Raw genomic sequence first — 20,524 nt, 5'->3', positions numbered from 1 at the left:
GGGTTTGTGCCTTAGCTTTCGAGCGCGCTGGCCTGGCCGGCCAGCGCGGCGACGATGTCCTGGAGCTGGGCGACTCCGGCTCCACGATCCGTGAGGTGCAGCCGCAGGACCGGACGGCCGTGGTTCTCGAGAACCTGGGCGTCACCGGCGGCCTGGGCCGCAATCAGCTGACCGAAGGTGAACGGCCGTTCCGGGATGGCGATGTCGCCGCTCGCGGAAGCCGTCACCTGCAGGAAGGAACCGATGGCCGGTCCGCCCTTGTGGAACTGTCCGGTGGAGTGCAGGAAGCGCGGACCCCAGCCGAAAGTGACCGGACGGCGGCTGACTCCGGCGAGTTCGTCGCGGATGCCTTCCAGCTGAGCGAACGCGATCCGGTCGAAATAGGCCTGGACGCTCAGGTAGCCGTCCGTGCCGAGTTCGCCGAGAAGTGCCTTGACGGCATCGGCGGCCGTAGCCGCGTCGCCGAGCCACGCACCTCCGCGGACCTCGATCGCGCCGTCGACGAAGTTCGCCGGCGTCGGCTCGGGACGCGCGTCCAACAGGCCGCGCGCGGCAATCTTGGCTGCCTCGACGTCGGGCTGGTCAAAGGGGTTGATGCCCAACAGGCGCCCAGCGACCGAGGTGGCAAACTCCCAGACGAACATCTGGGTGGCCAGGCCACCGGCGATGGCGGCTTCGTTATCGCCGAGTTCGACGTCGGATTCCGCACCGACGAGGCGGATCACCAGGACGTCTTCGGCGCCGCTGCCGACCTCGGGTGCGGAAGGGCCTGCAACTACCGGCAGGACGCCCGTGCCGAGCTTGCCGGTGGATTCGGCGATGAGCTGTTCGGCCCAGTCCGCAAATCCCACGATTCCGGAACCGTCTTCGACGATGACGATCTTGTTGCGCAGCGGGGTGGTTCCGCCCAGCGCGGCACCGAGCCGGAGCCCGATGTTTTCGGCTGAGTCTTCGTTGAGGATTTCCGCAGCTTCCTCGGCCTCGTCCAGGAACGCCTGGATGTCGACCCCGGCGAGGCCACTGGGGACCAAGCCGAAAGCCGTCAGCGCCGAAAAGCGGCCGCCGACGTTAGGGTCGGCGTTGAAGACGGCACGGTAGCCGGCTTCACGGGAGGCCTTGTCCAGCGGGGAACCGGGATCGGTCACGATGATGATGCGGCTCTTGGCATCGATGCCGGCCTCGGTGAAGGCCTGCTCGAATACCCGTCGCTGCGAGTCGGTTTCCACGGTGGAGCCTGACTTGGAAGAGACCACGATGGCGGTCTCGGCCAGGCGGTCCGCGAGGGCAGCACCGACCTGTTCGGGGTCTGTGCTGTCCAGCACGGTCAGCTCGACGCCAGCGGTGCCGGCAATGACCTCGGGGGCAAGCGAAGAGCCGCCCATGCCACACAGGACAATGCGGGAGACGCCTTCGGCCCGGAGGGCGTCCCGGAGTTCCAGGATCCCTTCAACCAAGGGCTGGGAAACGGTTGCCGCTTCCACCCATCCGAGACGGATGGCGGATTCGGATTCAGCATCCGGACCCCACAAAGTGTGGTCCTTAGCGAAAATCCTGGTGGCAATCCGGTCTTCGACAAGTGCCGGTATGTGTTGCTCGATGGCCTGCTGTGCAGCGCCGCTGGCGTCGTAGCTGAGAGTGCTCATGTGGGTTAGGAAGCCTTCCGTGCAGAGGCGAGGGCGCCTTCGACGTCGGCCAGAAGTTCCTTCCAGCTGGCCACGAACTTGTCCAGGCCCTCGGATTCGAGGATTGCGACGACGTCGTTGTAGGAGATGCCGAGGCCCTCCAATGCGTTGAGGACGCTGTTTGCTTCCTCGTAGGTGCCGGAGACGGTGTCACCCGTGACGACGCCGTGGTCGAACGTGGCGTCGAGGGTCTTTTCCGGCATGGTGTTGACGACGCCGGCGGCGACCAGTTCGGTCACGTACAGGGTGTCCGGGTAGGCCGGGTCCTTGACGCCGGTGGAAGCCCACAGCGGACGCTGGGGGAGCGCGCCGGCTTCGGCCAGGACCGCCCAGCGCTCGGTGGAGAACAGCTCTTCGTAGACCTGGTAGGCGAGGCGGGCGTTGGCAACGCCTGCCTTGCCCTTGAGGGCCTTGGCCTCATCGGTGCCGAGGGCGTTGAGGCGCTTGTCGATCTCGGTGTCCACGCGGGAGACGAAGAAGGACGCCACGGAGTGGATCTTGGAGAGGTCGTGGCCGTTTTCCTTGGCCAGTTCGAGGCCGGACTGGAAAGCGTTGATGACGGCCCGGTAGCGCTCCAGGGAGAAGATCAGGGTCACGTTGACGCTGATGCCCTCGGCCAGGGTTGCCGTGATGGCGGCGAGGCCTTCCAGGGTTGCCGGGATCTTGATGTGGACGTTGTCCTTGTTGACCTTCTTGTAGAGGTGCTTGGCCTCGGCGATGGTGCCTTCGGTGTCCCATGCGAGGCGGGGGTCCACCTCGATGGAGACGCGGCCGTCCACGCCCTTGCTCGCTGCCGCGACCGGGGCGAAGAGGTCGCAGGCATCGGCGACGTCGGTGGTGGTGATCTCGAAGACAGTCTCTTCGACGGTTGCGCCCTTGGCAGCCTCTTCGGCAATCACGGCATCGTAGTCGCTGCCGGCGGTGATGGCGGCGTGGAAGATGGACGGGTTGGTGGTGACACCAACGACGTTCTTCTCTTCAATGAGCTTCTGCAGGCTGCCGCTGGAGAGGCGTTCCCGGGAAAGGTCGTCAAGCCAGATGGACACGCCGGCGTCGGAAAGCTGCTGGGTGGGAGTCGTAGTCATTTCTTTAATCTCCTTGGAAATCTGTTCGTTGCAGTCGGATTCGTCTCAGACGCGTTTTCAGCTACCGAGACCCGCGAGGGAGTCCTTGGCGGCGGCGGCGACTGCTTCCGCCGTGATGCCGAACTCCTTGAAGAGGCGCTTGTAGTCGGCCGAGGCGCCGAAGTGCTCAAGGCTGATGGAGCGTCCGGCGTCGCCGACGAATTCCTTCCAGCCCAGTGCCAGGCCGGCCTCGACCGAGACGCGGGCCTTCACGGCGGCCGGAAGCACGGACTCGCGGTACGCGGAGTCCTGCTTGTTGAACCACTCGACGCACGGCATGGAGACAACGCGGGTGGCGATGCCTTCGGCCTGGAGCGCTTCACGGGCGTTCACCGCGAGCTGGACTTCGGAACCGGTGCCGATCAGGATGACCTCGGCCGGGACCGTAGCGCCGTCCTTCGAAGCCTCCGCCAGGACGTAGCCGCCCTTTGCGACGCCGGCGGTGGAGCCGAAGGTGTCACCCTCGGCAACGCCCTCGCCGCGTGCGTAGGTCGGGATGTTCTGGCGGGTCAGCACGATGCCTGCCGGGTTCTCGTGGTTCTCCAGCATGGTCTTCCATGCTGCGGCAACCTCGTTGGCGTCGCCGGGACGGACGACGTCCAGGCCCGGGATGGCGCGCAGGGTGGACAGCTGTTCCACCGGCTGGTGGGTGGGGCCGTCTTCGCCCAGGCCGATGGAGTCGTGGGTCCACACATACAGCGACGGGACACCCATGAGGGCACCGAGGCGGATCGCGGGACGCTGGTAGTCACTGAAGATCAGGAAGGTACCGGAGAACGCCCGGGTGCGGCCGTGCAGCGAGATGCCGTTCACGATCGACGCGGCGGCGTGCTCGCGGATACCGAAGTGCAGCACCCGGCCGTACGGGTTTCCCTTCCAGGCGCCCGTGGAGCGCGAGGCCGGAATGAACGACGGCGAACCCTCGATGGTCGTGTTGTTGGACTCGGCGAGGTCGGCGGAGCCGCCCCACAGTTCCGGAAGGACCGGGCCGATCGCGTTCAGGACCTTGCCGGAGGCGGCGCGGGTGGAGACTTCCTTGCCTGCTTCGAACACCGGCAGGGCGGCGTCGAGCTCGACCGGAAGCTTCTTGGCCTCGATGCGCTCAAGCAGCGCAGCGTTCTCGGGGTTGGCGGTCTGCCAGGCCTCGAAGGATGCCTGCCATTCGCTGCGGGCGGATGCGCCGCGCTCGACGACGGCGCGGGCGTGTGCCAGGACGTCCTCGTCAACCTGGAAGGAACGCTCGGGGTCGAAGCCCAGGACTTCCTTCAGTGCTGCGACTTCCTCGGCGCCGAGGGCGGAACCGTGGATCTTGCCGGTGTTCTGCTTCTTGGGGGCTGGGTAGCCGATGATGGTGCGCAGCGAGATGATGGACGGCTTGGTGGTCTCGGCCTTGGCGGCGAGCAGGGCGCCGTAGAGTTCCTGGACGTCTTCGACGTATTCGCCGGTCTTGGTCCAGTCCACGCGCTGGGTGTGCCAGCCGTAGGCCTCGTAGCGCTTGAGCACGTCTTCGGTGAAGGCGATGTCGGTGTCGTCTTCGATGGAGATGTGGTTCTCGTCGTAGATCACCACGAGGTTGCCCAGTTCCTGGTGCCCAGCCAGCGAGGACGCCTCGGATGTGACGCCTTCCTGGAGGTCGCCGTCGGAGGCGATGACCCAGATGGTGTGGTCGAACGGGCTCTCGCCGGCGGGGGCGTCGGCGTCGAACAGGCCGCGCTGGCGGCGCTGGGAGTAGGCGAAGCCGACCGAGGAGGCCAGGCCCTGGCCGAGCGGGCCGGTGGTGATCTCGACGCCGGCGGTGTGCTTGTATTCCGGGTGGCCGGGGGTCAGCGAACCCCAGGTGCGGAGGGCCTCGAGGTCCTTCAGCTCCAGGCCGTAGCCGGAAAGGAACAACTGGATGTACAGGGTCAGGGATGTGTGCCCGGGGGACAGGATGAACCGGTCACGGCCGATCCAGTCAGGGTTCTTCGGGTCGTGGCGCATCAGCTTCTGGAACAGCAGGTAAGCGGCCGGTGCAAGGCTCATGGCCGTGCCGGGGTGACCGTTGCCGACCTTCTCGACGGCGTCAGCGGCCAAAACGCGGACGGTGTCCACGGCGCGCTGGTCCAGGCTGGTCCAAGTCAGTTCTTGCTCTTCCAAATGTGGCACGTAAACCGAGCCCCTCTCTGTGCTGACGGCTGGTGACGGCACATGGCAAACCTCGGGCACAGGATGGCGCCCGCTGCGAAGTGTCTACCAGCCGTTCACCATTGAAACGTTGATCTATCATCCAGACATGCAAATCTGAGAATACGCTTTCTCGGAAACCTTGCGTGAGCTGATCTGCAGACAGCTTAGCCCGGTTCGCGGGCCCAAATGGTGGGAATCTCAAAAAATGGACGCAAATTCCGTTTTATGAATCACCGCGACGTCAAAGTGCCGGTGAACTTTCGGAAACACACGAAAAATCCGGGTGCCGTGGCGTCGGACAGGCCACGGTATGATATCTGGAGGCCGAAGCGAGGTGCCGCCGCCGCGAGAAACCCGCCTTGACAACACCAGCAAAGAACAGAGTGACTGCCAACGTGAGCACAACAGATACGCCCCTCAATGCTTCCCCGGCTGTGGGGAAGGGCGGAATGTCCCGAAAGTTCAAGGCGTATCTGGCACTGACCAAACCCCGAGTGATCGAGTTGCTGCTGGTCAGCACCTTGCCCACCATGATCTTCGCGCAGCGGGGTTTTCCCTCCATCGGGTTGATCCTGGCCACATTGGTGGGCGGCGCCTTTGCCGCCGGCAGCGCAGGGGTCTTCAACTGTTACATCGACCGCGACATCGACAAGTTGATGCACCGCACTGAAAAGCGGCCCCTCGTAACGGGCGAAGTCACTCCCCGCGAAGCACTCGTCTTCGCTTGGATCCTTGGAGCTGCCTCGATTGCCATCCTGTGGTTCGGGGCCAACCCGCTCTCGGCTTGGCTCGGCCTTGGTGCGATTGTTTTCTACGTTGTCATCTACACGATGATCCTCAAGCGCCGCACGGCACAGAACATCGTGTGGGGCGGTGCTGCCGGCTGCTTCCCGGTGCTGATCGCCTGGGCAGCCGTGACAAACACGGTTGAGTGGCCCGCCATCGTGCTCTTCATGGTGATCTTCCTGTGGACTCCTCCGCACTACTGGCCGCTGTCCATGCGGTACGGCGAGGACTACCGCAACGCCAACGTCCCCATGCTGGGTGCCATCGCCGGCGCCAAGGTGGTTTCGGTCCAGGTGGTCCTGTACGCGTGGGCCATGGTTGCGTGCTCGCTGCTTTTGGTGCCGGTGGGCCGCGCGGGTTGGGTGTACACCATCGCCGCCGTCCTCGCGGGCGCCTGGTTCCTGTATGAATCACACGCCCTCTACAACCGTGCACAGGGCGGCGACGTCTCGAACAAGGGAGCCATGAAGGTCTTCCACGGTTCCATCAGCTACCTGACGCTTCTCTTCATTGCCCTTGCGGTGGACCCGTTCATCGGCTCCCCGATCATCGGCGGCTGACCCCCGTTACGCGCGCCGTTCATCTGCTCCTCGATCATCGGCCGCTGACGGCCCCGTCACCGTGGGACGCTCGCTCACTTATGACGCCGTTTCCCCAAACGCCCGCTCACCTTTAGGCGTAAAACAGAAGACCCTCTTTCACATCGCATGATGCGAAAGAGGGTCTTCCCTTTGGCTAAGGCGGAGGCGGGCAACCGCCCGGGGGCTAGAGCTTAGGTCTGAACTAGACTTTCGGGCTGAACCGGGCCACATCCGCGGCGTTCGTTGCGGCACTCATGAGCAGGGCGGCACCCAACATGTGTGCGCCTACCAGGAGGGCAGGGATGCCGTTGTAGTACTGGGTAAAGCCAATGACCGCCTGCAGGACCGTCACGGCGAGCAGCAGCAGGGCAGCTGTGCGGAACAGGCCGGTGATTCCCTTACGCAGGACGAAGTAGACGGCGAAGACGGCTCCCGCCGTGATGAGGTACGCGGGCACTGCGTGGATGTGCGAGAAGAGGTCCCAGTCGAGATCGTTGCGCGGCGCGTTAGCGTCGCCGGCGTGGGGTCCGGCGCCAGTCACCACGACGCCCAGGCACACAGCGACTGCCGAGAAGAACGCGACGGCGGTCATCACGGGGCTCATGGCGCCCGGAATCGATGCCAGTGTCCGCTTCATGAAGCGGCCGGTCCGGCCATAGGCGCGGTTGACCAGGAGCATGGAGAAGACAACCAGGGCCATCGAAACCAGGAAGTGCAGGCCGACAACCCACGGGTTCAGATTGGACAGCACGGTAATGCCGCCGATGATGGCCTGTGCCGGAATGCTCGCGAGCAGGCCCACAGCCAGGAGGAAAAGGTCGCGACGTTCCTTGCGGAGGTTCCACAAATACACCAGCATCAGGACGGCGACCGCCGCCAATGCGAAGGTCAACATGCGGTTGCCGAATTCGATGAAGCCGTGGATGCCCATCTCTGGCGTGTTCACAAGCGAACCGCTGGTGCAGCGCGGCCACGTGGGGCAGCCGAGGCCTGAGGATGTCAGCCGGACCGCGCCGCCGGTGACCACCAGTACCACCTGGCCGATCAGTGACAACATCGCCAGCCTGCGGATGGTGCTGTTGACCTCCGTGGGAAGCTTGGCGGTCAACTGCTGGATGGACTTCGGGAGGCGGGAAGCCGTGCTCACAGTTTTCTCAATTCTCGGTACTCAATTCACGCTGACGGTTCGGTTCCACAAGGGGACGCTCAGTTCCATTTGAACCAGCGGACGGCGGCCGCGCCAGGGACGATGGTCCACAGCAGCAGCACAAGAACGTAGGGCAGGGAGACGTTGCCGTGGAGGAAAGCGTCCCTGAGAGACTGCCCCAGTGCTCCCGAGGGCAGGAAGTGCACGACGTTCTGCGCCAGTTCGGGCAAACGCTCGGCAGGGACCACGATTCCGCCGAGGGCGCCCAGCAAGATCCAGAGCAGGTTGGTGATGGCGAGGGTTGCCTCCGGCCGCACGGTACCGGCAACCAGGAGCCCGAGCGCAGTGAAGGCCGCAGCGCCGAGAACCAGAAGGCCCAGGCCCGGAAGCCAGCCTTCGGGACGCGGATGCCAGCCCAGCAACGCGGCCACGGCGCCGATCACCAGGACCTGGAGGACCAGGACGGCCAAGACGGCGATGATCTTGCCTGCAATGAGGCCGGTCCGGCCCAGGGGAGTGGTCGAGAGGAAGCGGAGCACACCGTAGCGGCGGTCGAAGCCGGTGGCGATGCCTTGGCCGGTGAACGCCGTGGACATGGCGCACAGAGCGAGGACGCCCGGGGTCGCGATGTCCACCCGGTTGGCACCCAAGCCATCGAGCAGGGGTGTGACGGTGAGTCCCACCAGGGCCAGCAACGGCATGATCACTGCGAGGATCAGCTGCTCGCCGTTCCGGATCATAGTCAACGTTTCGTAGCGGCCCTGCAGCAGGATCCTGCGCATCAAGGGCGCCGGTCCGGCGTGGGGTGTGCTGCGCACGGGGATGGCACTGGTCATCGGATGTCCCTTCCGGAGATGTCCAGGAAGACGTCTTCCAAGCTGCGAGCCTCCAAGCGGAGGGACGCCGGCATGATGCCCTTCTCGGCCCACCATGCCGTGAGCTTCGCCAGATGTTGCGGCGTCAGCGTGCCTGCGATCGCGTAGCTGCCCGCGCGGCTTTCGGTGATGGTCAGTTCATCGCCGATGGCTGCCGCAATGTCGAGTCCGGCCGGGGCGTCGAAGAACAGGGTGCGTTCGGTCACCCCGTCCATGGCCTCATGGCCGTGGCTCAACAAGTCGGCGACGGTGCCCTCCGCTACGTTGCGGCCGGCGTCGATGATGTACACATAGTCCGCAAGCCTTTGGGCGTCGTCCATGAGGTGCGTGGTGAGGATGATGCCCATGCCTGCATCCCGCAGTTCGGCGATGAGTTCAAAGACGATTTGGCGGGACTGGGGATCGAGCCCTGCGCTGGGCTCGTCCAGGAACAGGACTTCGGGATTGCCGATCAGGGCAGCCGCGAGCGAGAGCCGCTGCTTTTGGCCTCCGGACAAACGGCGGACGCCGGTGCGGCTGAAGGTGTCGATGCCCAAGCGCTCGACGAGTCCGTCCAGGGGAAGGGGGTTCTGGTACATGCCTGCGATGTGCCGAAGCAATGGGATGGGACGGGCCGACGGCGGGAGGCCGCCGTCCTGCAGCATCACGCCGACGCGCGAACGAAGGTTCGCGCCGGCGGTGTCAGGGTCTTCGCCGAGGAGCCCGATGCGGCCGCCGGTACGCTTTTGAAGGCCTTGCGCGCATTCGAGCGTCGTTGTCTTGCCCGCGCCGTTGGCGCCCAGCAAAGCCGTGATCTGGCCGCGTTCTGCGAACATTGACAGGTCGCTGACTACCCGGAGCATCTTGCCGTCAAGGGAAGCCAGCGGGCCAACGTCCTTGATGAGTCCATCGATGGTGAGGACAGGGGATTCGGGGGATCGCACCAAAGTATTCTACGTGAAGTAGTAGGGGTGCGGCGGGCAAGGTGCCGCAGGCCAGCCTTGCCTTACTGGATGCACGGACTAAATTACGACATGATTGTGTTGTGTATTCCATGAGGAGTTCTGTTTCCGTGCCCGCAGGGCACAGCGCGGTCATGTCTGTGGCCGATGGGACCGCCGTCGGCGTGGCTGACGCGGAAGACCGTACCCGGGACCGCGTTCTCAATGCGGTGTTGGAGCACGGTCCCGTCAGCGCAGCTGAACTCGGCGACATGCTGGGTTTCACGCCCGCAGCTGTCCGCCGGCATCTGGATCACCTCCAGCGTGCCGGGGTCATAGAGGTAAAGCGCGTCGCGAAGGCAGGAGCCGGCGCAGGCCGGCCGGCCCGTCGCTATGTCCTCAGCTCACGGGGGCAGTCGAAGCTCGGGGATGACTACTTGAACATTGCCAGTTCCGCCTTGCGGCGCCTGAGGGACCTCGCAGGCGAGGAAGCTGTCAGGGACTATGCGGTAGAGCGCTTCGCCGAGATGGAACAGCGCTATGCGCCCGAAATCGACCGGGCAGGGTCCGACATAACGGCCCGCGCTGTGGCGCTGTCGAAGGCGCTTAGCAGGGACGGATATGTTGCATCGGCTGCATCGATTGAGACCAAGGCGCCCCTGCCCGCTTCCCTCTCAAGTGTCCAGCTGTGCCAGGGCCATTGCCCCATCCAGCAGCTCGCCGCGGAATTTCCCGTTTTTTGCGACACCGAGACCGAACTGTTTTCCCGTTTGGTCGGCGTCGATGTCCGCAGGCTCTCTACCCTCGCGCAGGGCGGACATGTCTGCACCACCCACATTCCTACCGGCAGGCCAGCCGCCAAGGAGGCCCTCGGGTTTCCAAAGCTGCGGGCCACGCCCCATGTCGAATCAAACAATCAGTAAGAAAGGCCGTGATGACGGGTCAATTAGCTGAAGGAACAGCAGAGAAAGCGCTAGCTGACGGTGCTGTGATCTCGGAGATTCTGGAGAAGAATCCCGAGCTGCACGGTATTGGCAACTACGAGTACGGATGGGCTGACAAGAACGACGTCGGCGCAAACGCACGCCGTGGTCTCAACGAAGAGGTAGTCCGCGACATTTCGGCGAAGAAGAACGAGCCGGAATGGATGCTGGACCTGCGCCTCAAGGGCTTGAAGTACTTCGACCGCAAGCCCATGCCCACCTGGGGTGCAGACCTCTCCGGCATCGACTTCGACAACATCAAGTATTTCGTGCGCTCCACCGAGAAGCAGGCTGCCACGTGGGAAGACCTCCCCGAGGACATCCGCAACACCTACGAGAAGCTGGGCATCCCGGAAGCCGAGCGCAGCCGCCTCGTGTCCGGCGTGGCCGCGCAGTATGAGTCCGAGGTCGTGTACCACCAGATCCGCGAGGACCTGGAAAAGCAGGGCGTGATCTTCCTGGACACCGACACCGCGCTTCGCGAGCACCCGGAGATCTTCCAGGAGTACTTCGGCACCATCATTCCGGTGGGCGACAACAAGTTCGCGTCGTTGAACACGGCCGTTTGGTCCGGCGGTTCCTTCGTGTATGTCCCCAAGGGCGTCCACGTGGACATCCCGCTGCAGGCCTACTTCCGCATCAACACCGAGAACATGGGCCAGTTCGAGCGCACGCTGATCATCGCGGATGAGGACTCCTACGTCCACTACATCGAAGGCTGCACCGCTCCGATCTACACTTCGGACTCGCTGCACTCCGCCGTGGTGGAAATCATCGTGAAGAAGGGCGCCCGCGTCCGTTACACGACCATCCAGAACTGGTCGACCAACGTGTACAACCTGGTCACCAAGCGTGCCATCTGCGAAGAAGGCGCCACCATGGAATGGATTGATGGCAACATCGGCTCCAAGGTGACCATGAAGTATCCGGCCGTCTACCTGGTCGGCGAGCACGCCAAGGGTGAGACCCTGTCGATCGCGTTCGCCGGCGAAGGCCAGCACCAGGACACCGGCTCGAAGATGGTCCACATCGCGCCGAACACCAAGAGCTCAATCATCTCCAAGTCCGTGGCCCGCGGCGGCGGCCGTGCAGCGTACCGAGGCCTGGTCCAGGTCCGCGAAGGCGCCAAGCACTCCGCCAACACCGTGCGTTGCGACGCTTTGTTGGTAGACACCATTTCCCGTTCCGACACCTATCCCTACATCGACATCCGCGAGGATGACGTGGTGATGGGTCACGAGGCCACCGTTTCCCGAGTCAGCGAGGAGCAGCTCTTCTATCTGATGTCCCGCGGTATGCCCGAGGACGAGGCCATGGCCATGATCGTGCGCGGCTTCATTGAGCCGATTGCCCGTGAGTTGCCTATGGAATACGCCCTTGAACTCAACCGCCTGATTGAACTGCAGATGGAAGGATCCGTCGGTTAGCAATGACTGAAATCACTACTGAAAAGGCCCGCATCGGCGCGCCCTCGGCACAGCCATTTATCGACGGCTTCACCGAAGAAGGCGAGAACCTCTCGCCCGTCAACACCGGCACGAACACGTCTTCCACCTCGGAAAAGGCCTTGGAACAGGCTCCTTCGGCCGGACCGCTTGCGGGCGCCTCGGCCAAGAGCCACTCCCACGGCGGCGGCGTTGGAATTCCGGACAGCTCACGCGCAGGTCGACTGACCTCGTACAAGCTGGCCGACTTCAAGCCCCTCACCGGGCTGGAAGAAGACTGGCGCTTCACCCCGCTCAAGCGCCTTCGCGGCCTTCACAACGAGGTCCTCTCCGGTTCGGCACCGTCGGTCGCCGTTACCGCCCCGGAGGGCGTCGTCGTCGAGACCGTGGGGCGGGACGATGCCCGCATCGGGTCGGCGGCCATTCCGGAGGACCGCGTGTCCGCCAACGCTTGGGAGAACTTCAAGGAGGCCACCGTCATCACGGTGCCCGCCGAGCTCCAGCTCGACGGCGAAGTGTCCGTCCTGCTGACCGGCACCTCCACGGAAGCTTCCGCCCAGCACATAGTGATCGTGGCAGGGCGCTTCTCCAAGTCCCGGATCGTCCTGGACCACCAGGGCAGCGCGATCGTTTCCGAGAACGTCGAAATCCTCGTCGAAGACGGTGCCGACCTGACGGTCATCTCGCTCCAGGAATGGAACGACGACGCCGTTCACGCCTCGTCGCAGCAGGCCAAGCTGGGCCGTGACGCCAAGTTCAAGCACATCGTGGTCAGCCTCGGCGGCGACGTCGTGCGCATGACTCCGTCCACGCGCTTCACTGCACCGGGCGCTGAAGCCGAGATGTTCGGCCTGTACTTCGCCGACGCCGGACAGCACCTTGAGCAGCGCTTGTTCGTTGACCACGCCGTGGCCAACTGCAAGTCCAACGTCCTGTACAAGGGCGCCCTGCAAGGCCGCAACGCGCATACGGTGTGGGTTGGCGACGTCCTGATCCGCAAGGAAGCCGAAGGCACCGATACCTACGAGGCCAACCGCAACCTGGTCCTCACGGACGGTGCGCGCGCCGACTCGGTGCCGAACCTGGAAATTGAAACGGGCCTGATCGAGGGTGCCGGCCACGCCAGCGCCACCGGCCGCTTCGATGACGAACACCTGTTCTACCTCATGGCACGCGGCATCCCTGAAGACGTAGCCCGCCGATTGGTGGTCCGCGGCTTCCTCAACGAGATCATCCAGCAGATCAAGGTACCGGCACTCGAAGAGCGCCTGACCGAAGCTGTTGAGCGTGAGCTCGCCGCGAGCGACAACTAATACAAGCCAAGCAGGGAAAACAGACTATGAGCGATCAGCCACAAGGCGAACTGGTATGCAACGCCAACGAGATCCAGGTCAAGCAGGCGCTGCGCATCCTGATCGATGACTACCCCGTAGCCATCGTCAAGGACTCGATGGGTCAGATCCACGCCATCGGCGACACCTGCTCGCATGCGGACATTTCGCTCTCCGAGGGCGAAATCGAAGGCTGCGCGATCGAATGCTGGGGCCACGGTTCCCAGTTCGATCTCCGCACCGGACAGCCCTTGCAGCTCCCTGCCTACGACCCCGTCCCGGTCTTCGCCGTCAGCCTCGACGGCGACGACGTCTACGTGGACGTGACCAACGTTGTGAACGGCGCCTCAGTACAGAACTACTGAGCGCCAAGTGCCTAAAGACTTACGAAAGAAAGAAGAGCATGTCTACTCTTGAGATCAAGGACCTGCACGTCAGCATCGAGACGGAGCAGGGCACCAAAGAGATCCTGAAGGGCGTCAGCCTGACCATCAAGACCGGCGAGACCCACGCGATCATGGGCCCCAACGGTTCGGGCAAGTCCACCCTGGCGTCCACCATTGCCGGCCACCCGCGCTACAACGTCACACGCGGCACCATCACGCTCGACGGCGAAGACGTGCTGGCCATGAGCGTTGACCAGCGCGCCCGCGCAGGCGTCTTCCTGGCCATGCAGTACCCCGTAGAGGTTCCGGGCGTCACCATGACCAACTTCCTGCGCACCGCCAAGACCGCAATCGACGGCGAAGCTCCCGCCCTCCGCACCTGGACCAAGGACGTCAAGGCGGCCATGCAGCAACTGCGTATCGACGCCGACTTCGCACAGCGCAACGTCAACGAGGGCTTCTCCGGCGGCGAGAAGAAGCGAGTGGAGATCCTCCAGCTCGAACTCTTCAAGCCGAAGTTCGCCGTGCTTGACGAGACCGACTCCGGCCTGGACGTCGACGCGCTCAAGGTCGTCTCCGAGGGCGTCAACCGCGCCCACGCCACGGGCAACATGGGTACCTTGCTCATCACCCACTACACCCGCATCCTGCGCTACATCAAGCCGGACTTCGTCCACGTGTTTGTCGATGGCCAGGTTGTCGAAGAGGGCGGCCCTGAATTGGCCGACCGCCTCGAAGAAGAAGGCTACGACCGTTACGCCACGGGCGCCGGCGCAGCCACCATCGCTGCTGCCGCAGCAGCACAGGCCTAGTTAGGACTCCCGCCATGACCGAAATCAACGCGGCTCGCACCAGCCTCGAGGACGTCGAGGAGGCGCTCAAGGATGTCATTGACCCGGAACTCGGTGTCAACGTGGTGGACCTTGGGCTGCTCTACGGTCTGAAGTACTCCGAGGAGGACGGCGCTCTGCTCATCGACATGACGTTGACGACGGCGGCCTGTCCGCTGACGGATGTCCTCGAAGAGCAGGTCGGCCAGTCCCTCGACGGCATCGTGGACGACTGGCGCCTCAACTGGGTATGGATGCCGCCATGGGGTCCCGAGCGGATCACGGACGACGGCAAAGACCAGATGCGGGCCCTCGGCTTCAACATCTAGGTCCCCACCGCCTCCCTAGCCTCGCTTCGCTTCGGCCAGGGAACCCTCGGCGGCGGAGGCCCCTGCTTAGGTTACGACGACGGCCGGTCACCTTTCGCGAAAGGTGACCGGCCGTCGTCGTACCTAGATCTCCCGACCGCACGAGTGGCGTCACAGTAAGCCGCGGACCCACCGCACAGGCTAAAATTCGATGATGCCTTTTCTGGACAAACTTCAGCTCTGGGCCGATGAACGCCCCGACGACACCGCCGTCGTCGTCGGCGGCAAACGGCTCAACTGGGCTGACCTTCGGGACGCCGCCACCCTGCGCCTGGAGGAGACGGCCGCGACGACGGTACTCGCCGAGCCCAATTCCCTTGACTTCGTGGTGGCTTACACGGCCGCCGTGGCCGGCGAACGGCGCTGCGCCGTGCTCGACCCGTTGTGGCCGCAAGCCATGATCGATGAGGTCGCCCAGAGGATCGGACAAGCCGGGCCCGCCACCAGCCGGGAGCTTGGCAACGGTGACGAGTTGGCCGACGGCGATCCGGACTCCACGTTCCTGATCGGACTGACGTCCGGAACCACGTCCGTTCCCAAAGCCTTCACCCGTTCACGGCATTCGTGGCAAGTCTCGTTCGACGCCTCCATCGAGTTCTTCGGGCTCACACCGGAGGACAGGACGCTCGCGCCCGGACCGCTGGCCGCGAGCTTGAACCTGTACGCCCTGTCCGAATGCCTGTATGCCGGGGCGGCCTTCCACACTTTGGAGACATTCGACGTCGGCGATGTCCACGCAGCGATCAGTTACGACGGCGTCACCCGGCTGGTCCTCGTGCCCACCATGCTGCGACTGTTGAGCGAGCGCGGATTGACCGGGGGCGTGGACGCATCCGGCGTGCGGAGCATCATCTGCGCAGGCTCGAAGCTCGACGCCCGTACCCTCGAAGCGGCCAGGCGTTGGGCGCCCAATGCTGCAATTTTTGAGTACTACGGCGCGTCCGAGCTCAGCTTTGTTTCCGGAACGCGGCTCGCTGCCGGTGAACCGCTCGACGCCGGCGGCACGGGAATCGGCCAACCGTTTCCCGGCGTCGAACTCAAGGTCATGGACGACGACGGCGCGGAGCGGCCCGAAGGGGCCGACGGGAATATCTGCGTCCGGTCCGGCATGGTCAGCAACGGGTATCTCTGGGGCGATGACGGCCAGGCGCTACGTTGCTTTGACGGTTGGTACACGGTGGGGGACCAGGGCTATGTGGATTCCGGTGTCCTGCATATCCTCGGCCGTCGGTCCGACATGATCATCACCTCCGGGAGGAACGTCTACCCCCACGAAGTGGAGCTTGCCTTGGCATCGGTTCCCGGGGTTTCGGCGGCCGTCGCGGCTGGAATGCTGGACGAAGTCCGCGGCCAGAAAGTTGTCGCCGGAATCGTTCCCGCCTACGGTTCCGTGACCGCAACCCAGGTGAAGACGGGCTTGGACGGTCTGCTCGCCCGGGACAAGCGGCCCCTGCGGTATTTCACGCTGTCCGAATTGCCCGTGACGGACCGCGGGAAGATCAGCCGCCAGATGTTGCTCGACTGGATTGAGAACAACGATCCGCGGGCGAAACCCCTTGCCTAGCCGCGAGCCGGGCACAGGGCCGGACCCTTCGCGCCAGCCGGTGATCATCTCCGCCCTGCGCACACCAATTTGCCGGGCCAACGGACAATTGAAGTCGCTTCGCGCCGAGGAGCTCCTCTCTCCCGTGCTGCGCGCACTGCTGACAGCCACGGGTGTTGCCGGCTCGGACGTCAGCGACGTCGTGATCGGCAATGCGGTGGGCGGGGGCGGAAACCTGGCCCGGTATGCCGCTTTGCGGGCGGGACTGCCGGTGGGGGTTCCCGGACTGACTGTCGACCGGCAATGCGGCTCCGGACTCGACGCCATCGCCTTGGCATCCCGGCTCGTTGCCGCGGGCGGTAACGGGGTCTTCCTGGCCGGGGGAGTGGAGAGTATCAGTACTGCTCCGCTGCGTGCCAGGAGGAATCAAGACCCCGACGGCGAACCGGACTTCTACACCCGCGCCACCTTTGTGCCGCCCGAGTTCGGGGACCCGGACATGGGTGTGGCCGCCGAAAATGTGGCACGGGAATTCTTCGTGAGCCGCGAACGACAGGACGAGTTCGCCTTGCGGAGTCACCAGCGCGCCGTCGCTGCCACCGCCCAGGGCGCATTCGCCCCGGAAATTGTGCCCGTGGAAGCAGGGGGCGCCGTGGTGCAGGCGGATGACGGACCCCGGGCATCCCTCAAGGCCGGACTCATGCGCCGCTTCCAGCCGGCATTCGTGCCGGGCGGCACTGTTACGGCCGGAAACTCGTGCTTCGACGCTGACGCGGCCTCCGCCGTCGTGATCACTTCACTCCAGCGGGCACGGCAACTTGGTGCCGCGGACGGATTGCTCGTCCTGGGCTGCGACACTGCGGGCGTTGAGCCGGAACTGCTGGGCATCGGAGCTTCAGTGGCGGCCAAGCGATTGCTCGCGGAGCTTGGTCTTGAACCGGGGAAACTGGACCTCATGGAATTCAACGAGGCGTTCGCTTCGCAGACCCTCGCCTGCCTTGACGCGCTTGGCGTGGAACCGGAACGGGCGAATCTTGACGGTGGCGCACTGGCCTTGGGACACGCGTACGGTGCGTCGGGGGCTGTCCTGGTGACACGGCTGCTGGCCCAAGCCCGCAGGATCGCCGAAGATCAGCCAGGCCGGGAGAGCCTGGCGCTGGCGATGATCAGCATCGCAGGTGGAATGGGCACGGCAGCGATGTTCCAGTACGCGCAGTTGACGGCCGATTAGTCTTCGGGGTCGCCAAGGCCGCGCGCGGCCAAGGCGTCGCCGGTCTGCCGCGCATAGGCAACCGTGGTGATGAACACCGGCAACACCAGGGCGCGGGGATTGCGTTCAAGCCCCCTTGCCCGGGCTGAGTCACGGACATCGGAGAACGCGCCGGCAATGAACGGAAGGCTGCGCAGCATGATGGCGATGGTCAGGGCGAAGCGCTCAGGGTCCGCCCCGAAACGCTTGAACGGCTTGGACAGGGCAACCACCCCGTCCAGCAATGCCTGCACGGGAGTCGTGACGGTCAGCACCGACGCCGCGACGACGCAGACAAGCACATTGAGCACGATCCGCGCGGCAACGGGGCCGCCAAGCTGCCACCATTGGAAGGCGCCGATCGCAACGAGGATGGGCGTCACGAGCCACACGGAACGGGCGAGCCGTTTGAATCCGGCACCGCTCAGCAGGAAGAGTCCGCACTTCACTGCGAGGACCGCCGCCGAGACAAGCCAGTCCACGATCAGGAACGATGCCAAGCCGCAGCCGGCAACCAGCAGGAACTTGAGCCACAGCGGCGTGCGGTGCACGATCGATTCGCCCCGCACATAGTTGGGGATCAGCACCCCGCGGCCCCTCACGTCGCCTGCACCTTGCCTTGGAGGGATTCAGCTACGCACAGCGCGCGGTAGTGTTCGACGGCGTCGGCTGCTCCGCCGTCGAACACTATCCGTCCGCAATCCACCACCAAGGCGCGATCGGCTTCGAGGGCAAGATCGAGATCGTGGGTGGACATGATGATCTGTTGCTCCAGGCCTGCAAGGGTTCGCCTCAGCAGTTCCCGGTTGCGCAGGTCCAGCAGCGTTGAAGGCTCGTCGAGGACCAGCACGGCGGGGTTCACCGCGAGGACGGCGGCGAGGGCGAGCAGCTGCCGTTCTCCGCCGGAGAGCTCGTAAATACTCTGGTCGGCGAGGTCCAGGAGCCCGAACCGTTCCAGCACAGCTTCCGCCCGGGCCGCGCGCTCTTTGGAGTTCTTGACGGAACGCCGCAGGGAGAGTTCAACATCCTCCCGGCCCGTAGGCATGACCAGCTGCGACAGGGGATCGGTGAAGACGAAGCCCACCTGGCTGCGGACCTGGCGTACGTCCCGCAAGCTGTCGGCGCCGTTGACGCTGACGGTACCTTCGCTGGGAACCACCAAGCCGTTGAGCAAGCGCAGCAGGGTGGACTTTCCCGAGCCGTTGGCCCCGATGACCGCGATGCGTCGCTCTGTGAGTTCCAACGAGACGTCCTGCAGCAAAGTCTTGGGCGCCGGGCTGCCATCGACGGCTACGCGCACTGAGACTTCGCTGAGAATGATGGTGTTCATGTACTGATTGTTCCCGCTCTACTTGACGCGGCGGACCAGGATGTCCGGGAAGGCCTTGTGGAGCGAGACGGCGATGATCGCCGCCAGGACGTTCTTGATGGTATCCCCGGGGTAGTACGGCAGGTCGGCGAGGACTGCCTTGGCGAAGTCGAACTTGCCATTGACCATGAAGCCAAGCACTCCGAGGCCGTGGATGAGGACGATGGTGCTGATCATGGCTGCGGCAAACAGGAAAACGGCGCGGTACTTGACGGTCTTGCGGATCACGATCGCTGCCAGCCAGCCGGTGGCGGCCGCCGCCAAGGGAAAGGCGATGATGTAGCCGGCCGACGGCGTCGCCAGGATACCGAGCCCGCTCCGGCCGCCGCTGAAGATCGGCAGTCCCGCGAAACCGAGCAGGGTGTAAAGGCCGACGGCGGCGAAAGCCCGCCCGCCGCCGAGTACGAGTCCCGTCAGGATGACGGTAAGGGTCTGCAGGGTGATCGGCACGCCCAAGGCGCCGACCGGAATGCCTGGAATCAGCGTTGAGGCGGCCACGAGGGCCGCGAATACCGCGATGAGGCCGATGTCCGTGGACGTCCAGCGCGTGCGGGGAGAGGTTCCCCGCGTGGAAGCGGTTTCGGTGCTGCTCATGGTGTGTCCTGTCTGTGCCTGGGGCGGAGTGAATCCCCTGGAACCGACACTACAGAGCGGTCTGACACGGCATTTTGTAGGGTCTCCACGAGCAGCATGGCAAGGCCTTGGGCCCAAGGTACAAAGAGCGGCGCAGCTGGGCCGGAGCCGCCGTTGCTACGCCTCGACGTCCTCTGCTGTTGGGGTGAAGCCCGCGCGGTCCACCTTCCGGTGGTAGTGCATGCCGGCCAGTCCGCCCAATACCGCGGCGGCGAGGGTCACTGCTGCCACCACGACGGCGGCGATGATGCCGGTTGTGCTGAGCTGTCCCTCATTCACGGGAATCCTCGGGAAGCTGTTCACGTTGGCGAGGATATTGAACCGCGGTCCGGCGAGCAAGCCCAGCAACGCCACCAGCACGGCGACGATAATTGCCCAAAACCAGACCATGAGCCCTTGCCTGACGCCGTTGAACCGGGCCATGCGTCCGGCAACGTAGCCGCCGCAATAATAGGAGAGGAACAGGATCACCAGGAGCGCGATGATCCCCGCAATGCCTACGGGCTGCGAAGATGCCAGGTTCACTGCATCACTGACGTTCGCGTTGTTGGCGAGCCCGACAGCGATCCCCGCCGCCGCAAGGAGGGCGACCAGCAGCACGGCCATCCCCGTGGCGGTCAGCCAGCCGAAGAAGGCAGAGCCAATCTTGATTCCGCCGAACTGCTCCTTTTCGCGGGCGATGACGGTCTCACGGGTGGCCGCGCCCGGCTCGGAAGCTGCGGGAACCACGGGATAGCTGCTCGTTTCGTCAACGTAGCCACGGTCAACGTAGCCACGGTCAACGTAACCGGGGCCGTTTCCACGTACACCGTCTACCCGGTCGCTCCGTGGTTCGGCGGCATATGGGACTTCATCCTGGCCGCGGTCGGCCCGGACGTGTTTGCCATCGGATCCTGTTGCACTGCTCATCGAGAGCCTCCCTTGCAATCGTCCTACCTTCACCTAACCATGCGCCGAAAATAGTAGCAAGGGTGCTTACTATTTCAGGGCCATCCGCGCCCTGCCCTGGCGCTGGCGAGTGTGGGACCCGGTGGGCGGTAGAATCGTAAAGGCCGTTTGTTCGGCCCCTCCACTTCAGCCGCGCCTTGACCTCCGGTGCTGCGGGT

The 20,524-nt window shown here is 64.5% G+C and carries 19 protein-coding genes; 9 read left to right on the top strand and 10 right to left on the bottom strand.

The window, feature by feature from the left end; genetic code table 11:
• Nucleotides 1–11: 11 nt before the first annotated feature.
• The 3 genes from ACFVTG_RS02020 to tkt are packed head-to-tail and all read right to left on the bottom strand — an operon-like array spanning nucleotide 12 to nucleotide 4,942.
• A complete protein-coding gene (locus ACFVTG_RS02020; RefSeq protein ID WP_390277544.1) occupies nucleotides 12–1,643 on the bottom strand; it encodes a glucose-6-phosphate isomerase in 1,632 nt (543 codons plus the stop codon).
• A 5-nt stretch (nucleotides 1,644–1,648) separates the two neighbouring features.
• Nucleotides 1,649–2,767, bottom strand: coding sequence for a transaldolase (gene tal / locus ACFVTG_RS02015; protein WP_284752782.1), 1,119 nt, complete (start codon nucleotides 2,765–2,767; stop codon nucleotides 1,649–1,651).
• Between the two features lie 57 nt (nucleotides 2,768–2,824).
• A complete protein-coding gene (gene tkt, locus ACFVTG_RS02010) occupies nucleotides 2,825–4,942 on the bottom strand; it encodes a transketolase (RefSeq protein WP_284752820.1) in 2,118 nt (705 codons plus the stop codon).
• Between the two features lie 413 nt (nucleotides 4,943–5,355).
• Between tkt and ACFVTG_RS02005 the strand changes: the two genes are divergently transcribed.
• Complete coding sequence (locus ACFVTG_RS02005; RefSeq protein WP_390277936.1) at nucleotides 5,356–6,318, top strand: heme o synthase; 963 nt, start codon at nucleotides 5,356–5,358, stop codon at nucleotides 6,316–6,318.
• Nucleotides 6,319–6,541: 223 nt separating this feature from the next.
• On the opposite strand, the gene ACFVTG_RS02000 is transcribed toward ACFVTG_RS02005, so the two are convergent.
• From ACFVTG_RS02000 to ACFVTG_RS01990, 3 genes are read right to left on the bottom strand one after another with little or no spacing between them, the layout of a single operon-like run.
• Complete coding sequence (locus ACFVTG_RS02000; RefSeq protein WP_390277542.1) at nucleotides 6,542–7,486, bottom strand: heme A synthase; 945 nt, start codon at nucleotides 7,484–7,486, stop codon at nucleotides 6,542–6,544.
• Nucleotides 7,487–7,545: 59 nt separating this feature from the next.
• On the bottom strand, nucleotides 7,546–8,322 hold the full coding sequence (locus tag ACFVTG_RS01995; protein WP_284752784.1) for an ABC transporter permease: 777 nt from the start codon (nucleotides 8,320–8,322) through the stop codon (nucleotides 7,546–7,548).
• Nucleotides 8,319–9,284 carry an ABC transporter ATP-binding protein gene (locus ACFVTG_RS01990; protein WP_390277540.1) on the bottom strand — a complete coding sequence of 322 codons (966 nt, stop codon included), beginning with the start codon at nucleotides 9,282–9,284 and terminating at the stop codon, nucleotides 8,319–8,321. Before ACFVTG_RS01990 ends, ACFVTG_RS01995 begins: the two co-directional genes overlap by 4 nt.
• 152 nt (nucleotides 9,285–9,436) lie before the next feature.
• On the opposite strand from ACFVTG_RS01990, the gene ACFVTG_RS01985 reads away from it, so the two are divergent.
• From ACFVTG_RS01985 to ACFVTG_RS01950, 8 genes are all read left to right on the top strand, one after another.
• A complete protein-coding gene (locus ACFVTG_RS01985) occupies nucleotides 9,437–10,204 on the top strand; it encodes a MarR family transcriptional regulator (protein WP_284752822.1) in 768 nt (255 codons plus the stop codon).
• A gap of 11 nt (nucleotides 10,205–10,215) precedes the next feature.
• Nucleotides 10,216–11,691: a Fe-S cluster assembly protein SufB gene (gene sufB / locus ACFVTG_RS01980; protein ID WP_284752786.1), complete on the top strand. Its 1,476-nt coding sequence runs from the start codon at nucleotides 10,216–10,218 to the stop codon at nucleotides 11,689–11,691.
• Between the two features lie 2 nt (nucleotides 11,692–11,693).
• Nucleotides 11,694–13,022 carry a Fe-S cluster assembly protein SufD gene (gene sufD / locus ACFVTG_RS01975; protein WP_284752787.1) on the top strand — a complete coding sequence of 443 codons (1,329 nt, stop codon included), beginning with the start codon at nucleotides 11,694–11,696 and terminating at the stop codon, nucleotides 13,020–13,022.
• Nucleotides 13,023–13,048: 26 nt separating this feature from the next.
• On the top strand, nucleotides 13,049–13,405 hold the full coding sequence (locus ACFVTG_RS01970) for a non-heme iron oxygenase ferredoxin subunit (protein ID WP_284752788.1): 357 nt from the start codon (nucleotides 13,049–13,051) through the stop codon (nucleotides 13,403–13,405).
• A gap of 38 nt (nucleotides 13,406–13,443) precedes the next feature.
• Nucleotides 13,444–14,238, top strand: a complete 795-nt coding sequence (gene sufC / locus ACFVTG_RS01965; protein ID WP_184735326.1) for a Fe-S cluster assembly ATPase SufC — start codon at nucleotides 13,444–13,446, stop codon at nucleotides 14,236–14,238.
• A gap of 14 nt (nucleotides 14,239–14,252) precedes the next feature.
• The gene (locus ACFVTG_RS01960) at nucleotides 14,253–14,585 is read left to right on the top strand and encodes a metal-sulfur cluster assembly factor (RefSeq protein ID WP_059389266.1); all 333 of its coding nucleotides are present in this window, start codon (nucleotides 14,253–14,255) and stop codon (nucleotides 14,583–14,585) included.
• A gap of 193 nt (nucleotides 14,586–14,778) precedes the next feature.
• A complete protein-coding gene (locus ACFVTG_RS01955; protein WP_390277537.1) occupies nucleotides 14,779–16,188 on the top strand; it encodes a class I adenylate-forming enzyme family protein in 1,410 nt (469 codons plus the stop codon).
• Nucleotides 16,181–17,398, top strand: a complete 1,218-nt coding sequence (locus tag ACFVTG_RS01950; protein ID WP_390277535.1) for a thiolase family protein — start codon at nucleotides 16,181–16,183, stop codon at nucleotides 17,396–17,398. Before ACFVTG_RS01955 ends, ACFVTG_RS01950 begins: the two co-directional genes overlap by 8 nt.
• Here ACFVTG_RS01950 and ACFVTG_RS01945 read toward each other — a convergent pair.
• From ACFVTG_RS01945 to ACFVTG_RS01930, 4 genes are all read right to left on the bottom strand, one after another.
• Nucleotides 17,395–18,018 carry an energy-coupling factor transporter transmembrane component T family protein gene (locus tag ACFVTG_RS01945; protein ID WP_390277533.1) on the bottom strand — a complete coding sequence of 208 codons (624 nt, stop codon included), beginning with the start codon at nucleotides 18,016–18,018 and terminating at the stop codon, nucleotides 17,395–17,397. The two genes, ACFVTG_RS01950 and ACFVTG_RS01945, sit on opposite strands and share 4 nt — an antisense overlap.
• A complete protein-coding gene (locus ACFVTG_RS01940) occupies nucleotides 18,015–18,746 on the bottom strand; it encodes an energy-coupling factor ABC transporter ATP-binding protein (RefSeq protein WP_390277531.1) in 732 nt (243 codons plus the stop codon). The genes ACFVTG_RS01945 and ACFVTG_RS01940 overlap by 4 nt, the downstream gene beginning before the upstream one ends.
• 18 nt (nucleotides 18,747–18,764) lie before the next feature.
• The gene (locus ACFVTG_RS01935) at nucleotides 18,765–19,379 is read right to left on the bottom strand and encodes a biotin transporter BioY (RefSeq protein WP_284752793.1); all 615 of its coding nucleotides are present in this window, start codon (nucleotides 19,377–19,379) and stop codon (nucleotides 18,765–18,767) included.
• A gap of 156 nt (nucleotides 19,380–19,535) precedes the next feature.
• Nucleotides 19,536–20,327, bottom strand: a complete 792-nt coding sequence (locus tag ACFVTG_RS01930; RefSeq protein WP_390277529.1) for a hypothetical protein — start codon at nucleotides 20,325–20,327, stop codon at nucleotides 19,536–19,538.
• Nucleotides 20,328–20,524: the final 197 nt, after the last annotated feature.

This window comes from Arthrobacter sp. NPDC058127, assembly GCF_042884555.1.
GTDB lineage: Bacteria > Actinomycetota > Actinomycetes > Actinomycetales > Micrococcaceae > Arthrobacter.
This window is presented reverse-complemented; position numbering and strand designations above follow the sequence as displayed.

What these genes read in the sequence shown, in the direction of transcription:
- tal (WP_284752782.1), bottom strand. Translation starts at nt 2,767, where the DNA reads ATGACTACGACTCCCACCCAGCAGCTTTCCGACGCCGGCGTGTCCATC.
- ACFVTG_RS01955 (WP_390277537.1), top strand. Translation starts at nt 14,779, where the DNA reads ATGCCTTTTCTGGACAAACTTCAGCTCTGGGCCGATGAACGCCCCGAC.
- ACFVTG_RS01970 (WP_284752788.1), top strand. Translation starts at nt 13,049, where the DNA reads ATGAGCGATCAGCCACAAGGCGAACTGGTATGCAACGCCAACGAGATC.
- ACFVTG_RS01935 (WP_284752793.1), bottom strand. Translation starts at nt 19,379, where the DNA reads ATGAGCAGCACCGAAACCGCTTCCACGCGGGGAACCTCTCCCCGCACG.
- sufB (WP_284752786.1), top strand. Translation starts at nt 10,216, where the DNA reads ATGACGGGTCAATTAGCTGAAGGAACAGCAGAGAAAGCGCTAGCTGAC.
- sufC (WP_184735326.1), top strand. Translation starts at nt 13,444, where the DNA reads ATGTCTACTCTTGAGATCAAGGACCTGCACGTCAGCATCGAGACGGAG.
- ACFVTG_RS01960 (WP_059389266.1), top strand. Translation starts at nt 14,253, where the DNA reads ATGACCGAAATCAACGCGGCTCGCACCAGCCTCGAGGACGTCGAGGAG.
- ACFVTG_RS01985 (WP_284752822.1), top strand. Translation starts at nt 9,437, where the DNA reads ATGTCTGTGGCCGATGGGACCGCCGTCGGCGTGGCTGACGCGGAAGAC.
- ACFVTG_RS01995 (WP_284752784.1), bottom strand. Translation starts at nt 8,322, where the DNA reads ATGACCAGTGCCATCCCCGTGCGCAGCACACCCCACGCCGGACCGGCG.
- ACFVTG_RS01940 (WP_390277531.1), bottom strand. Translation starts at nt 18,746, where the DNA reads ATGAACACCATCATTCTCAGCGAAGTCTCAGTGCGCGTAGCCGTCGAT.
- ACFVTG_RS01930 (WP_390277529.1), bottom strand. Translation starts at nt 20,327, where the DNA reads ATGAGCAGTGCAACAGGATCCGATGGCAAACACGTCCGGGCCGACCGC.
- sufD (WP_284752787.1), top strand. Translation starts at nt 11,694, where the DNA reads ATGACTGAAATCACTACTGAAAAGGCCCGCATCGGCGCGCCCTCGGCA.
- ACFVTG_RS02020 (WP_390277544.1), bottom strand. Translation starts at nt 1,643, where the DNA reads ATGAGCACTCTCAGCTACGACGCCAGCGGCGCTGCACAGCAGGCCATC.